The sequence below is a fragment of the Pseudomonas sp. 13B_2.1_Bac1 genome, from assembly GCF_025466155.1.
In the GTDB taxonomy this organism is placed as follows: Bacteria; Pseudomonadota; Gammaproteobacteria; order Pseudomonadales; family Pseudomonadaceae; genus Aquipseudomonas; species Aquipseudomonas aylmerensis.
Window position 1 is genome coordinate 37521 of sequence record NZ_JANLOH010000052.1, and the last position, 14958, is coordinate 52478.

A 14958-nucleotide genomic window follows, 5' to 3' on the forward strand; every position below is an offset into this window, starting at 1 on the left:
GCAATGCCTCAGGCAAACCATTCGCCCGAGAGCGTTGTATGTCTGTACTGCCTGTATCTGCCGATTACCCGATCCACAGCCCCCACGCCGAGTTGATTCGCGACGAAGCCCAGGCCATTGCCGTCGCCCACCGTGTCGCCGCGGTGTTGCTGGAGCAGGACGCCGAGCGCGACCGCACGCGGCAGGTGCCCGCCGAGGTCGTCGACCTGTATTCCAACAGCGGCCTCTGGGGCATCAGCGTGCCGCGCGAGTTCGGTGGGGCGCAGGTGTCCTACGCGGTGCTGGCCCAGGTGATCGCGATTATTTCGGCGGCCGACCCGTCCCTGGGGCAGATCCCGCAGAACCACTACTGCCTGCTCGAAGATATCCGCCTGCAGGGCACGCCCGAGCAGCAGGCGCATTTCTTCGGCCTGGCCCTGCAAGGCCACCGGTTTGCCAATGCGCTGTCGGAAACCGGCGGCAAGAATGTGCAGGACATCCAGGCGACGATCCGCCGCGAAGGCGACGGCTATGTGATCAACGGGCGCAAGGGTTATTGCACCGGTTCGCTGTACGCCCATTGGCTGGCGGTGCTGGCGCTGGACGAGCAGCAAAATGCCCAGTTGGCCTTTGTGCCGCGGGGGACCGAGGGGCTGGTTGTGGTGGATGACTGGGACAGCATGGGCCAGCGCACCACTTCTAGCGGCACGGTGCTGGCGCAGGACCTGCGGGTGCCGGCGTTCAATCTGTTTGCTACTCACAAGTCCTACGATTCGCCGACTTTGGCCGGCCCGTTCGCACAGCTGACCACTGCCGCCATCGACGCCGGTATTGCCCGCGCCGCATTGCGTGACACGGTCGCGTTCGTGCAGCAATTCGCGCGGCCGTGGATCGACGCCGGGGTGGAAAAAGCCAGCGAAGACCCGTTGACCATCATCCAGGTCGGCGCGCTGGATATTCGCCTGGAAGCCGCTGAGGCGCTGCTCGAACGTGCCGGTCGGGCCCTTGATGCCGCTCGCCCGGCACCGGATGAAGACTCCGTCGCCCACGCCTCCCTGGCCGTGGCCCGCGCCAAGGTCCTGACCACCGAAATCGCCATCGAAGCCAGTAACAAACTGTTCGAACTCGGCGGCACGCGCTCCACCTTGAAGAAGCACAACTTCGACCGTCACTGGCGCAACGCGCGGGTCCACACGCTGCATGACCCGGTGCGCTGGAAATACCACGTGGTGGGCAACTGGCTGCTCAACGGCGCCAAGCCACCCCGCCACGATTGGTCGTGATGCATGGCTGAATTATTCAAAAACATCTACTGGGCCGATATCGGCCAGGCCTGCCTGGAAACCCTCAGCATGCTCACTGCGGCGCTGGGTTTTACCGTGCTGCTCGGCTTGCCGCTGGGCGTGCTGCTGTTTCTCACCGGCAAGCGCCAGTTGCATGAAGCACTGGTGGTGTACCGGCTGCTGTCGGTGGTGGTCAACGTGCTGCGTTCGCTGCCGTTCATCATTTTGCTGATTGTGCTGATCCCGCTGACCACCTTGCTGGTTGGTACCTCCCTCGGCGTACCGGGCACCATCCCGCCGCTGGTGGTGGGTTGCACGCCGTTCTTTGCACGGCTGGTGGAAACCGCGCTGCGCGAAGTCGATCGCGGCGTGGTGGAGGCTACCCAATCGATGGGCGCCAGTACCTGGCAGGTGATTCGCCACACGCTGTTGCCGGAAGCCCGCGGCGGGCTGCTGGCGGCGGTGACCGTCACCGCGATTGTGCTGGTGGACTACACCGCCATGGCCGGGGTGATCGGTGGCGGAGGCCTGGGTGACCTGGCGATTCGCTATGGCTACCAGCGATTCCAGACCGACGTGATGGTGGTCACCGTGGTGCTGTTGCTGGTGCTGGTCCAGGCACTGCAGATGACCGGTGATCGTTTGGTGGCGCGATACAGCCGCCGTTAATGCCTCTTAAAAACTGCCTTTGGAGCACCCATGAAAAAGTCCCTGGCCATCTTGGCCGCTGTCCTGTCGATGAATGCCTTTGCCAATGAAAAGTTGATCGTGGGCGCCACACCCGTGCCTCACGCGGAGATCCTCGAGTTCGTCAAACCGGTGCTGGCCAAGGAGGGCGTGGACTTGCAGATCAAAGTCTTCACCGACTTCATCCAGCCCAACCAGCAGCTGGCGCTGAAGAACATCGACGCCAACTACTACCAGTACCGACCGTTTCTGGATGACTACAACAAGACCCGCCACACCGACCTGGTGCCGGTGGTCGGTGTGCATATCGAGCCGTTTGGCGCGTACTCGACGCGCATCAAGAACATCTCGGAACTGAAGGACGGCGCCACCGTGTCGATCCCCAACGACCCGGTCAACACCGGCCGCGCCCTGGTGCTGCTGGATGAGGCCGGGCTGATCAAGCTCAAGGACCCGAGCAACACCCTGAGCACCCCGCGTGATATCGCCGAGAACCCCAAGCACCTGAAGATTCGTGAGCTGGAAGGCGCCTTGCTGGCCCGCTCGGTCAGCCAGGTGGACCTGGCCTTCGTGTTCGCCAACTACGCGCTGGAAGCGGGGATTGATACCAACAGTGCGTTGATCGTCGAGAAGGGTAAATCGCTGTACGTCGAGTACCTCGTGGCGCGGCCGGACAACATCAACGATCCGCGCATCCAGAAGCTCGCCAAGGCGTTGAATTCCGATGAAGTGCGCCAGTTCATCCTGACGCGCTACAAAGGCCAGATCGCCCCTGGTTTCTAAGGATCAACACCGATCAAATGTGGGGGGCTGGCCCTTGCGATAGCATCACCTTGGTGTGACTGGTTTACCGAGGTGCCTGCATCGCCGGCAAGCCGGGCTCCTGAAGGGTATGGGTGTGCAGGTCAGGATGCAGGGCTGGGTTCCAACAGCTGTGCCCCCGGCCCGTGCTCACCGAGCTGATCATCCTGATTGCGCAGCGGGCACGCCTCCAGCGACAGACACCCGCAACCAATACAACCGCTGAGTTTGTCGCGCAGCAGCATCAGCTTGTTGATGCGCTCGTCCAGGTCTTGGCGCCACCGCGCCGACAAACGCTCCCAATCCTGTGCGTTGGGCGTGCGTCCATCCGGCAAGGTCTGCAAGGCTTCGCCAATGGTCGCCAGCGGAATCCCCAGGCGCTGGGCGATTTTGATCACCACCACGCGGCGCAATACATCGCGAGGGTAGCGTCGCTGGTTGCCGGCATTGCGATTGCTTTTGATCAGCCCCTTGGCCTCGTAGAAGTGCAGGGCCGTCACCGCCACGCCACTGCGCGCCGCCAGTTGACCGACGGTGAGTTGTTTGTTGAGCATGAAAAACTCCGAGACAACGCTTGACCTTGACTTAACTAGAGGTTTTACCCTGCGTGGCATCGAATCGCAAGATTCTGCCTACAGAGAAAGGGGAGTTTTCATGCAGGTATCAGAGAAAAATCGCAGCTTCACTCAAATGATCGAGTTTCACATCGAGCCCCGGCAGCAAGTTGCCCTGGTGGCCGCCTTGTCTACCCAAAGCGAGCGCCTGGCCCAAGGCCATGGCGGCTTTATCAATGCGAGTGTGCAGGTCAGCGACGATGGCCGGCGGGTGCTCAGCTATTTGCAATGGCGCTCGCGCGAGGACGGCGAGGCGGCGTTCAAATGCTTTGAGCACGGCGAGGAAGATTTCTGGACGCTGATCCGCGCCCACCAGGCCACGGCGGTGACCTTCGGTTCGTTCCAGGTGCTGCGCAGTTTCGAGCGCAGCCATGACAATGCCTTGCACTGCCGCCTAAATGGATAGGTGCAGCATCCGCTCGCCTTGGACGTTCTCCCCGGGGCGGCGCTTGTTCACCGCCAGCTCGCCGATCTTGATCAGGCGGGTGCGTGTGACGTTGCGGCTCAGGCCCAGCAGGTTGGCGGTGTGCACCTGGTTGTAATGGCTGAAGCGGTAGGCGGCGCGTAACAGCGCGTCTTCGACTTTTTCATGCAGGGCACCGGCCTGTTCTTCAAAGAGCTTTTGAAACGCCCGCTCCAGCAGGGCTTCGGCGCTGTTGTCGGTGCTGTGCTGGCTGTCGTCCTGGCGTTCGATGCGCATGTTCGACAGGCGTAGGTCGTCGCGCTCGATCACGCCGTTGCGGCAGATCAGCAGGGTGTGGTGAATCACGTTTTCCAGCTCGCGGATATTGCCTGGCCAGCTGTAACTCTTGAGTTTGTGTTCGGCCTCGCGGCTGATGGTGATCGGGCCGTAGCCCAGGCGCTGGCTGTAGGCTTCGATAAAGTGCCGGGTCAGCGGCAGGATGTCGCCGGGCCGCTCGCGCAATGGGCTGAGTTCGAGGCTGACCACGTCGAGACGGTAGTAGAGGTCTTCGCGGAAATGCCCGGCGTTGATGGCTTTTTCCAGCTGCACGTTGGTGGCCGCCAATACGCGTACATCAATCGGAATGCTCTTGCGCGAGCCGAGGCGCACCACTTCGCGCTCCTGCAGCACCCGCAGCAATTTGACCTGGATGGCCATCGGCAAGTCGCCGATTTCGTCCAGGAACAAGGTGCCGCCATCCGCCTCTTCGAACCAGCCGGCCTTGGCACTGAGAGCGCCGGTGAAGGCGCCTTTTTCATGCCCGAACAACTCGGCTTCCACCAGCGATTCAGAGAAGGCGCCGCAGTTCACCGCCACAAACGGCCGGTTACGCCGCGCGCTGAGGTTATGGATATGCCGCGCCACCAGCTCTTTACCGGTCCCGGTCTCGCCGATGATCAGCACACTGGCTTCGCTGGGCGCCACTTGCTGGATATGGTCGAGCAGCGCCTGGGATTTCGGGTCTTCGAAAACCTGGGCCGTGGCGCGGATCGAGGTCGCGAGGGCGGGCGAGGGCGGTAGGGTTAAAAGCTGCATGGGCACCTCTCTTAGGAATAGAACGTGGGAATCGGCAGGGACTGGTTCAACGCCCAGTCCCCCAGTTCGTGGAGTTTGTAGTCCACCGGATCGTGCAGGGTCTGCGTGCGCAGGTTGCGCCAATGACGGTCCAGGCGCAGCGACGCGTGGGTGGAGCGCGCCCCGGTGACTTCAAACAGGCGGCTGCACAGGTCCAGGCCCTGGCGGGTGGCGGCGACTTTGGCGGTGGCGATGGCAATGGCCAGTTGGCCACGTTCGTTTTCCGTCAGGTTGGGGCCTTTGGCCCAGGCCTGGTCGAGCAACTCGGCGGCGCGCTCCACCAGCAGGCGCACCCCCTCCAGGGCGACCCAGAACTCACCGTAGTGATGCAGCACGTAAGGGTCCTGGCGCACGTCCTCGGCTGAGGATTTGTGCCAGGAGCGGGTCTCGGTCAGCGTGTAGTTGCGCGCTTCTTCGAAGGCGCCTTCGGCAATCCCGAGAAACATATGCGTGAAAGTCAGCTGCGCGATCAACGGGCGCAGGCAGGCGAAGGGCGTGCTCAACGGGCCGGGGTCGAGCAGCAACTCCGACTCCTCGACGCGTACGCGTTCGAAGCTGGCGCTGCCGCTGTCGGTCTGGCGCTGGCCGATATTGTTCCAGTCGTTGTGCAGGGTGATACCACTGCGGCCGCTGGGAATTGCGGCGATCAGCAGTTTGCCGCCGGCGCTTTCATCCACAGCCGAGGCGATCAGCATTTCCGAGTCGCTGGCGCCGGAGCAGAAGCTCTTTTTGCCGGAGAACTCGCGCCAGCCGCCGAAATCCTTGACCACGGTGCGGGTGTCCAGCGGGTTGAGGGCGTTGCCCCAGAACCAGTTCTTGCGCGCGGTCTGTTCGAACCACGGCTGCCATTGGTCCGGTCGCGAAAACAGGCGCACGGTGGCGAGCATCAAGTGGTGGAAGCCGAAGACATGGGCGATGGAGCTGTCGACCTTGGCGAATTCGCGCACGATGCCCAGGGTGTCGCTCCAGCGCGCGCCGAGGCCGCCGTACTGCGTGGGAATGCTCAGGGCCAGCAGGCCGCTGTGGCGCAGGGCGTCGCGTTCGGTCTTGGGGGTACCGCCGCGTTCGTCGCGCTCGACGGCGGTGAGGGCGAATTCGGCGGCCAGCAGTCTGGCGGTCTGCAGCGGTGATGGCAGGACGCTGTGGGGTTTGGCTGTCACGCGGGATTCCTCAATGTCTATTTCGCAATGAAGGCTAAATGTAGGAGCGGGCTTGCTGTGGCGAGGGAACGGGTTCCCGTTCGACTGCCTAGGAGTCGCCAGCTTTTGGGGGCGCTTCGCACCCCAGCGGGAGCAAACTCCTTCGCCAGATAAGCTCCGTTCCTACATAAAGCCGATCTCACTGCACTCAGGCCTTGGTGGTGGGCAATACATCGTTGGCAATCATTTCGCCGAACGGGCCAGTGAGGTTGGTGACGCCACGCCCGGCAAGGCTGGCATAGGGTTCCGGCAGCAGCGGGAACACCAGCTCGGCAAACCGATAGGCTTCTTCCAGGTGCGGGTAGCCGGAGAAGATGAAGCTCTCGATGCCCAGGTCCGCGTATTCCTTGATGCGTTCGGCCACTTGCTGCGGGTTGCCAACCAGCGCGGTGCCGGCGCCGCCACGCACCAGGCCGACGCCTGCCCACAGGTTGGGGGCGATTTCCAGGTTGTCGCGACGCCCGTCATGCAAGGCGGCCATGCGGCGCTGGCCTTCGGAATCAAAGCGCGAGAAGGATTTTTGCGCGGCGGCGATGGTGTCGTCGCTGATGTGCTCGATCAGTTTGTCGGCGGCTTTCCAGGCTTCTTCTTCGGTCTCGCGCACGATCACGTGCAGGCGGATGCCGAACTTCACGGTACGACCGTGACGGGCGGCACGTTCGCGTACATCCGCGAGTTTTTCGGCGACGGCGGCGGGCGGTTCGCCCCAGGTCAGGTACACGTCCACCTGTTCGGCGGCGAGGTCGTGGGCCGCGTCGGAAGAACCGCCGAAGTACAGCGGCGGATAAGGCTTCTGCACCGGTGGGTAAAGTGCCTTGGCATTCTGCACACGCAAGTGCTTGCCTTCGAAATCTACCGATTCGCCCTGCAACACGCGTCGCCAGATCTGTAGGAACTCGTCAGAGACTTCGTAGCGTTCGCTGTGGTCGAGGAAGCTGCCGTCGCCGCGGTTTTCGTCGGGGTCGCCGCCGGTCACCACGTTGATCAGCAAGCGGCCATTGGAAAGGCGATCCAGGGTGGCAGCCATGCGCGCGGAGACCGTGGGCGAGATGATGCCCGGACGAATGGCCACCAGATACCGCAGGCGTTCGGTCAGCGGCACCAGCGCCGAGGCGATCACCCAGGAGTCTTCGCACGAGCGTCCGGTAGGAATCAGCACGCCGTGGTAACCCAGGCTGTCAGCGGCCTGGGCGACCTGCTTGAGGTAATTGAGAGTGACCGGCCGTGCACCTTGGGTGGTGCCCAGGTAATGGCCATCGCCGTGAGTGGGCAGAAACCAGAAAACATCCATGACAAATCCTTACGCGATTTTCAGCAGAGAAGGGGAATGCGCAGCGAACAATGGCGCTGCTCGTTCTGCCGCCAGTTGAATACGGGCTTTTAGGAGCTCACTGGTTATTTGGTAGTCGGTGAAGTCAGCTTCGGTGGCGTACACGCCGATCGGCAGGGTCAATGCCTGGAAGAAGCTGAACAGCGGGCGCAACTGATGATCGAGCACCAGCGCATGGCGTTCGCTGCCGCCGGTGGCGGCAAGCAACACCGGTGTGTTGATCAGCGCGTTGAGGTCGACCAGGTCGAACAGGTGCTTGAGCAGGCCAGGGTAGGAGCCGCGATAGACCGGCGCCGCGACGATCAGCAGATCTGCCTGTTCAATCGCCAACAGTTGCGTTTCGACCTCGGCCGGCAACTCATCACGCGACAGTGCACCGCCCAGTGGCCGGGCAATGTCGCCCAGTTCGATCAGGTGGGTCTGGATCGGCAGCAAGGAGGCCAGTTCGGCCAGTACCGCCTGGGTCAACACAAGGGTACGGGACGGGCGCCAGGTTCCGCCGGAGACGGCAACGACATTCAGGGGACGGGTCATGAACAGTTCCTTTATCAACAGTGGTTCATAGCAGGTGTGTGCAACGTGTTGAGCAAGAGCTGTACCAACGGGTGCAAGCCTTGATTGGCGCGGGCTGCGGCCTTGCGGGTGAAAACGACTGCTGTTGTCTGATTGGTGATTTGTTGAATGACTGTTGCCTGGGCAACAGTTGCGTGGCGAACAGTGTCGGGCAGCTGAGAGCCATTTATAGAGGGTTACATTTATTCCGTAAATGAACGTATTTCCATATTTATAGATCTTTGGGGAATATGTGGGCGCCGCTATCGCAGGTGCCTTGGCGGTTGATAGCGACTATCACGGACGATGATTTTTCACCTGCAAAGGGCGGGAGTAGCCTGTGTTCATTGACTCGAAACCACCTTTGCAGGGCCGCCGCCATGAACCGATTCATCGCTGTTTGCTTACTCGTCGTTGCCTCAGTCCTCAGCGGATGTGCGACCCATGCGTCGCCCGAATTACGGCCTTACACCGCAGAAGAAACCAAACAGTTGGCCCTGGAGGCGCTGAGTCGTCGTGGCTTGTCATTTGATGAATACCAACAGCAGCGCGCCGCACTGACCGGCCAGCCACAGAAATCCTTTGGCTTCGATCACCAGGGCGAAATGAATGCCGAACGCAGCGTGACATTGCATGGTCGTCCCAGTTGAGCCCGCGCTCAGCAGCAAAAAGCCCGAGGATTCCCTTAAGGAACCTCGGGCTTTTTGTTTGCCATGCGGGGACTTCAGCCTGTTAAGCTGAATTTCAGGAGCGTTCCTACGCACATTTAAATAAAGTGGCCCTTCTTCAATGGCATTTGATCCGGTAAACCTGACGACCTCTGTTCCGGCTGATGCCCCTGAGACGCTGTTCTCGGGAACCTGTTTTGCGAGTCTTAATAGTCATGAATAAACGTCCGCTGTATTTCGACTATGCCGCCACCACCCCGGTGGATGAGCGGGTCATCCAGGTGATGGTCGAGTGTCTGGGCTTCAACGCCAATTTCGGTAACCCCGCGTCCAGCTCCCACGCGTTCGGCCAGGCGGCCCGGCAAACGGTCGAGCAGGCGCGCCGCCAGGTGGCCGAACTGGTCGGTGCCCAACCTGAGCAAATCGTCTGGACCTCCGGCGCCACCGAATCCAACAACCTCGCCATCAAGGGCGTGGCCCAGGCGCGGGGCGTGGCAGGCGGGCATATCATCACCAGCCAGATCGAACACAAGGCCACCCTGGACACCGCCCGGCAATTGCAGGAAGCCGGCGTGGCCGTGACCTACCTGGTGCCGGACGCGCAGGGCCTGATCAGTGCCGACGCTGTAAGCCAGGCGCTGCGCGAGGACACCTTCCTGGTGTCGCTGATGCTGGTGAACAATGAACTGGGCACCGTCAACGACATCCCGGCCATCGGCGCCCGCGTGCGTGAACATGGGGCGTTGTTGCACGTGGACGCAGCGCAGGGCGCAGGCAAGGTAGCGATCGACCTGGCCGAGTGGCCGGTGGATTTGATGTCGTTTTCCGCACACAAGCTGTATGGCCCCAAGGGCATCGGCGCGCTGTATGTGGGGCCGCGCGCGCAGCAGAAGGTGCTGGCGCAGATCCACGGCGGTGGTCACGAAGGCGGCTTGCGTTCCGGCACGCTGGCCACCCACCAGATCGCAGGCATGGGCACGGCGTTCGCCTTGGCGGCGGCATCGTTTGCCGAAGAACAGGCGCTGATTGTGGCGTTGCGCCAGCGGCTGCTGGATCAGCTGGAGTCAATCGCCGGCGTGCGCCTCAACGGCAGCCCGACCCAACGTATTCCGCACACCCTCAGCCTCACGTTTGGCGAAGGTGAATTCAATGCGGCGGCGCTAAGTGCGGGCATCGCGTTCTCTGCCACCTCGGCCTGTAACTCGGCGAGCAACGCGCCCTCCCATGTGCTGCTGGCGCTGGGCCATGACGCGCGCAGCGCCGGCCGCACGATTCGCTTGAGCCTGGGCCGGTTTACCACCGAGCAGGACATCGATGAGGCCGTGCAGTTGATCAAGGCCGCACTCGCCAGCGCACCGGCGTTCTGGGCAGTCTGAATTATCCATTCGCAACACATAACAATTATTCGTGGTTAGCAGGAGACACAATGAGCACGCAGCCTTTGACCCATGGAACGGTTTCCCAGCGCCTGGCGCATACCCGTGAACTGATGAGCCGCGAGGGCATTCACGCCCTGCTGGTGCCGTCGGCGGATCCGCATCTGTCTGAATACCTGCCGGGTTACTGGCAGGGTCGCCAATGGTTGTCGGGGTTCCATGGCTCGGTGGGAACGCTGATTGTGACCGCGGACTTTGCCGGCGTCTGGGCGGACAGCCGCTATTGGGAACAGGCCACCAAGGAACTCAAGGGCAGCGGCATCGAATTGGTGAAGCTGCAACCGGGCCAGCCTGGTCCATTGGAATGGCTGGCGGAGCAAACCCCGGAAGGTGGTGTGGTGGCGGTGGACGGCGCGGTGATGGCGGTGGCGTCAGCACGGACCCTGGGCGGCAAGCTGGCCGAGCGCGGCGCATCGCTGCGTACCGACATCGACCTGCTCAATGAAGTCTGGCAAGACCGCCCGGCGCTGCCGAACCAGCCGATCTATCAACACCTGCCGCCGCAGGCCACGGTGAACCGCGGTGAGAAACTCGCCGCGCTGCGTGCCAGCTTGAAGGAGAAGGGCGCCGACTGGCACTTCATCGCCACCCTGGATGATATTGCCTGGCTGTTCAACTTGCGCGGCGGTGACGTTTCGTTCAACCCGGTGTTTGTATCCTTTGCGTTGATCAATCAACAACAGGCCACCTTGTTCGTGGCGCTGAGCAAGGTCGATACCGAACTGCGGGCGGTGCTGGAGCAGGACGGCGTGACCTTGCGTGACTACAGCGAAGTGGCTGATGCACTGCGCGCCGTGCCGTCGGGTGCCAGTGTGCAGGTCGATCCCGCGCGTGTAACCGCAGGTTTGCTGGAAAACCTGGACGCTGGCGTCAAGCTGATCGAAGGGCTCAACCCGACCACGCTGGCCAAGTCGCGCAAGAGCCTGGCCGACGCGGAACACATCCGCCAGGCCATGGAGCAGGACGGCGCAGCGCTGTGCGAGTTTTTCGCCTGGCTGGACAGCGCGCTAGGGCGCGAACGCATCACTGAACTGACCATCGACGAACACCTGACCGCCGCGCGAAGCCGTCGCCCGGGTTATGTATCGCTGAGTTTCAATACTATCGCCGCTTATAACGCCAATGGTGCGATGCCGCATTACCACGCGACTGAAGAAGAGCACGCGCTGATTGAGGGCGATGGTTTGCTGTTGATCGATTCGGGTGGCCAGTACCTTGGTGGCACCACCGATATCACGCGGATGGTGCCTATCGGTACACCCAGCGAAGAACAAAAGCGCGATTGCACCCGGGTGTTGAAAGGGGTGATTGCCTTGTCCCGTGCGCATTTTCCCAAGGGCATTCTGTCGCCGCTGCTGGATTCGATTGCACGTGCGCCGATCTGGGCTGAAGGCGTGGACTACGGCCACGGTACCGGGCACGGCGTGGGTTATTTCCTCAACGTGCACGAAGGTCCGCAAGTGATCGCCTACCAGGCTGCCACGGCGCCGCAAACCGCGATGCAACCGGGCATGATTACCTCGATTGAGCCGGGTACTTATCGTCCGGGACGTTGGGGCGTGCGGATCGAGAACCTGGTGCTGAACCGTGAAGCGGGCAAGACCGAGTTCGGTGAGTTCCTCAAGTTCGAAACCCTGACCTTGTGCCCGATCGATACTCGTTGCCTGGAGCCGTCGCTGCTGACGGCGGATGAGCGCGAGTGGTTCAACGGCTACCACAGCGAGGTGCGCGAGCGCCTGAGCCCGTTGCTCAATGGCGCGGCACTCGAGTGGTTGCAGGTGCGTACCGCGGCTATTTGATCGGTTGCAATCCAGGCGCCCGGCCAAGGCGTCGGCTATGTAGTCGACTAACGCCTTGAGCCGGGCGACCGGCGCCGATTGGGCGGGGGCGCTTGGCGATCGAGATTCAACTCAAGGCTTCGCGCACAAACTCCAGACGGTCCTGGCCGAAAAATAGCTGGTTGCCTACAAACAGGCTGGGCGCACCGAACACGCCGCGTTGAACGGCTTGCTCGGTTTTGGCCTTGAGGGCGGCTTTCACGCTTTCGTCATTGGCCAAGGCCAGTATCTCCTGCGGCTCAAAGCCGTGTTCGCTGAGCACCGTCGCCACGACGGCGGGATCTCCCAAGTGGCGACCCTCTGCCCACAGCGCGCGAAACAAGCAACCCACCAAATCGTCGAAGCGTTCGGGCTGGTGCAGTTGCACGCCCGTGACAGCGCGCATCAGCACCAGGGTATTGATGGGAAAGTGCGGGTTGAACTTGAGCGTGACGTTGTAGCGTTGGGCGTAACGAGCCAGGTCGTCGAACATATAGCGTCCCTTGGCGGGGACGGTGATCGGCGAGGCGTTACCGGTGGCCTTGAACACGCCGCCCAATAACATCGGTTGATACACCAACTCTGCGCCGGTTGCTGCGCACAGGGCCGGGAGCTGGGTGTAGGCCAGGTAGGTGGCAGGGCTGCCGAGATCAAAGAAGAACTCCAGGGTTTTACTCATGGTCGCTGCTCGCTGATTATTGTTGTGGGGGCGTGCTTACCAGGGTTCATTCCAGGGGCGCAGGTCCAGTTCGAACGTCCAGGCGTCGCGCGGTTGGCTGTGCAGGAACCAATAGTTGTCGGCGATGTGCTCGGGGTTGAGAATGCCGTCCTGATCCTTGAGCGCGTATTTCTGCGGGAAATTGTCGCGAATGAAGTCTGTGTCGATGGCGCCATCAACCACGATATGAGCGACATGGATATTCATCGGCCCCAGCTCCCGCGCCATGCTTTGCGCTAGTGCGCGGATCCCGTGCTTTGCTCCTGCGAATGCGGCAAAGCCGGCGGCCCCGCGCAGGCCGGCAGTCGCGCCGGTGAACAGGATGGTGCCGCGATGGCGGGTGACCATGCGCTTGGCCACCTCGCGTGCATTGAGGAACCCGGAGAAACAGGCCATTTCCCAGATCTTGAAATACTTGCGCGCCGTTTCTTCCAGGATGCTGCAGGGCACATTGGCGCCGATGTTGAAAACGAAGGCCTCAATCGGGCCCAGTTGCGTTTCAATCTGATCGATCAGCACGATCACGTCTTCTTCTTTTCGTGCATCGCACGCAAAGCCATGCGCTTCGCCACCGGCTGCCTGGATGCTATCGACCAGAGGCTGCAATTTGTCGGCGGTACGGCGGGTGACACAGGCGACGTAGCCTTCGCGGGCAAAGCGCTTGGCAATGGCACCACCGGTTGCGTCTCCGGCGCCGACTACCAATACGATTTTCTTGTTGTGCGTCATGGGAACTCCGTTGGCTCGAATGTCGAACAGGAGTCTAGCCGCAGTGTCGCAAAAGGGCGGGAGTGTAGTGGGTGTTTGATATGAGCAGTCGGAGGGAGACTGCTCGGTCAATCACTTGCAAATGACGATCATGCTCCGGCTGGTGTAGCCCGCAGGGTTGAGGCCGAAGGGGTAATCCCCAGGTTCCTCTGAATTGTCACCGGACTTGGCGATCACCCGGTAGCCCTTGGCTCCGCACGAGTTGGTTGCGCTGGTGTAGCACTGGTCCCAGGAGGAAGACAGTCCGGAACAGTTGATATGCAGCCCTTTTTTGCCCCGCTTCACTTCTGTCTTGGTGGTCGCGGCACAGCCACCGATGGCCACGACCATTAACAGTATCAAAATTCGCTTCATTCCTATCCTTAATAGCCGCTTCCGCAATGCTTGAAGCCGGCTCTACTCGCTCTCGAGTCTAGCGTTCGTGCTGTCCCTGTCGACGTTCTCCATGAATGACATTCGTTTACGGCTTAAACATGGCTTAAATGAGCGGTAAATGCCAGAGCTACATTCAAAGAAGCGTCAATCCGCTGGAACCAGCGGCTTTGACTCCTTGCGCATCGTCACGGTGGCGCCCACGGAGGCCAGGATGATGCAGGTGATGGCCAGCCATTGCGCCAAGGTCAGGTGCTCGTGCAGGAAGAGCAGGCCGGAAAGCGCGCCAAATGCGGGTTCGATGCTCATGAGCGTGCCGAAGGTGCGGGCGGGGAGGCGGGTCAGCGCGACCATCTCCAGGGTGTAAGGCAGGGCGGTGGACAGAATGGCGACGCCGATGGCGACAGGGATCAAGGCCGGGGTCAGCAACGCAGCGCCCGCGTGCACAATCCCGATAGGTGCCACAAACAAGGCGGCGATCATCACGCCGAGGGCGGCGGTCTGTACGCCATTGTCATTGCCTGCCTTCTGGCCGAACAGGATATAGAGGGCCCAGCAGACACCCGCCCCCAGTGCGTAGGCTGCGCCGAGCAAGTCGATGCCGCTGCTGGCGTCCCCCATGGGGATCAACAAGAGCAGCCCGATGACCGCGAGGGCAATCCAGAGGAAATCCACCGCTCTGCGCGATGCGTAAATCGCTACTGCCAGCGGTCCGGTGAATTCCAGGGCAACGGCAATCCCCAGGGGGACGCTGCGCAATGACATATAGAAGAGGAAGTTCATGCCACCCAGGGCCATCCCGTAGACGATCACCGTGCGCAGGGACTTGGCGGTCAGCTTGGCGCGCCACGGGCGTAAGAGAAGCAACATGATCACGCTGGCGAAAATCAGGCGCAGGGTGGTCGTACCCTGGGCGCCAACAATTGGAAACATGCTCTTGGCCAGCGAAGCGCCGGACTGGATGGAAGCCATGGCGATCAACAGCAGGCCGACAGGAAACAATGCCGAGGCCAGGCTGCGGGGAGAGGTGGTCATTGGGGATGTTCGTCCGAGGTCGTATTAAGAGAAGCGCAAGCGGCTATGATGCTTAAGTGTTGAGGGTTGAGCAATATATTGCTCAATTATTCCGCTGATGACCTCTATATAGCCTCAAACAGGAGGTTTCCCGGCTTCTTGATAGAAAATTCAAATTAAGGG

At 61.6% G+C, this 14958-nt stretch carries 16 protein-coding genes; 7 read left to right on the forward strand and 9 right to left on the reverse strand.

What is annotated here, in order from left to right:
* The first annotated feature begins 38 nt into the window (after positions 1-38).
* From NTD80_RS12580 to NTD80_RS12590, 3 genes are read left to right on the forward strand one after another with little or no spacing between them, the layout of a single operon-like run.
* A complete protein-coding gene (locus NTD80_RS12580; protein ID WP_106804638.1) occupies positions 39-1262 on the forward strand; it encodes an SfnB family sulfur acquisition oxidoreductase in 1224 nt (407 codons plus the stop codon).
* Between the two features lie 3 nt (positions 1263-1265).
* Positions 1266-1931, forward strand: a complete 666-nt coding sequence (locus tag NTD80_RS12585; protein ID WP_065901293.1) for a methionine ABC transporter permease — start codon at positions 1266-1268, stop codon at positions 1929-1931.
* 30 nt (positions 1932-1961) lie between these two features.
* A complete protein-coding gene (locus tag NTD80_RS12590; protein ID WP_065901290.1) occupies positions 1962-2732 on the forward strand; it encodes a MetQ/NlpA family ABC transporter substrate-binding protein in 771 nt (256 codons plus the stop codon).
* Between the two features lie 122 nt (positions 2733-2854).
* Here the strand turns inward: NTD80_RS12590 and soxR are convergent, their stop codons facing one another.
* Positions 2855-3304, reverse strand: coding sequence for a redox-sensitive transcriptional activator SoxR (gene soxR / locus NTD80_RS12595; RefSeq protein WP_262133846.1), 450 nt, complete (start codon positions 3302-3304; stop codon positions 2855-2857).
* A 100-nt stretch (positions 3305-3404) separates the two neighbouring features.
* On the opposite strand from soxR, the gene NTD80_RS12600 reads away from it, so the two are divergent.
* Entirely contained in the window at positions 3405-3770 is a 366-nt protein-coding gene (locus NTD80_RS12600; RefSeq protein WP_065901287.1) for an antibiotic biosynthesis monooxygenase, read from the forward strand.
* On the opposite strand, the gene NTD80_RS12605 is transcribed toward NTD80_RS12600, so the two are convergent.
* From NTD80_RS12605 to msuE, 4 genes are all read right to left on the reverse strand, one after another.
* A complete protein-coding gene (locus NTD80_RS12605) occupies positions 3759-4862 on the reverse strand; it encodes a sigma-54 interaction domain-containing protein (protein ID WP_065901285.1) in 1104 nt (367 codons plus the stop codon). The genes NTD80_RS12600 and NTD80_RS12605 overlap by 12 nt on opposite strands.
* Before the next feature lie 11 nt (positions 4863-4873).
* Positions 4874-6061 (reverse strand): acyl-CoA dehydrogenase family protein, encoded by a 1188-nt coding sequence (locus NTD80_RS12610; protein WP_262133849.1) that lies wholly within the window; start codon positions 6059-6061, stop codon positions 4874-4876.
* Positions 6062-6248: 187 nt separating this feature from the next.
* Positions 6249-7391 (reverse strand): FMNH2-dependent alkanesulfonate monooxygenase, encoded by a 1143-nt coding sequence (gene ssuD, locus NTD80_RS12615; protein WP_213551815.1) that lies wholly within the window; start codon positions 7389-7391, stop codon positions 6249-6251.
* Positions 7392-7400: 9 nt separating this feature from the next.
* Positions 7401-7964 carry an FMN reductase gene (msuE, locus tag NTD80_RS12620; RefSeq protein WP_262133852.1) on the reverse strand — a complete coding sequence of 188 codons (564 nt, stop codon included), beginning with the start codon at positions 7962-7964 and terminating at the stop codon, positions 7401-7403.
* Positions 7965-8362: 398 nt separating this feature from the next.
* On the opposite strand from msuE, the gene NTD80_RS12625 reads away from it, so the two are divergent.
* From NTD80_RS12625 to NTD80_RS12635, 3 genes are all read left to right on the forward strand, one after another.
* Positions 8363-8632 (forward strand): hypothetical protein, encoded by a 270-nt coding sequence (locus NTD80_RS12625; RefSeq protein ID WP_262133854.1) that lies wholly within the window; start codon positions 8363-8365, stop codon positions 8630-8632.
* Positions 8633-8865: 233 nt separating this feature from the next.
* Positions 8866-10026 (forward strand): cysteine desulfurase family protein, encoded by a 1161-nt coding sequence (locus NTD80_RS12630; protein ID WP_262133856.1) that lies wholly within the window; start codon positions 8866-8868, stop codon positions 10024-10026.
* A gap of 50 nt (positions 10027-10076) precedes the next feature.
* Entirely contained in the window at positions 10077-11885 is a 1809-nt protein-coding gene (locus tag NTD80_RS12635) for an aminopeptidase P family protein (protein ID WP_262133858.1), read from the forward strand.
* 106 nt (positions 11886-11991) lie between these two features.
* Here NTD80_RS12635 and NTD80_RS12640 read toward each other — a convergent pair whose 3' ends face one another.
* From NTD80_RS12640 to rhtA, 4 genes are all read right to left on the reverse strand, one after another.
* A complete protein-coding gene (locus NTD80_RS12640) occupies positions 11992-12582 on the reverse strand; it encodes a 2-hydroxychromene-2-carboxylate isomerase (RefSeq protein ID WP_106804632.1) in 591 nt (196 codons plus the stop codon).
* Between the two features lie 36 nt (positions 12583-12618).
* The gene (locus tag NTD80_RS12645) at positions 12619-13350 is read right to left on the reverse strand and encodes an SDR family oxidoreductase (protein WP_262133860.1); all 732 of its coding nucleotides are present in this window, start codon (positions 13348-13350) and stop codon (positions 12619-12621) included.
* 111 nt (positions 13351-13461) lie between these two features.
* Complete coding sequence (locus NTD80_RS12650; RefSeq protein WP_065901262.1) at positions 13462-13743, reverse strand: hypothetical protein; 282 nt, start codon at positions 13741-13743, stop codon at positions 13462-13464.
* Between the two features lie 165 nt (positions 13744-13908).
* Complete coding sequence (rhtA, locus tag NTD80_RS12655) at positions 13909-14796, reverse strand: threonine/homoserine exporter RhtA (RefSeq protein ID WP_106804630.1); 888 nt, start codon at positions 14794-14796, stop codon at positions 13909-13911.
* Positions 14797-14958 lie beyond the last annotated feature (162 nt).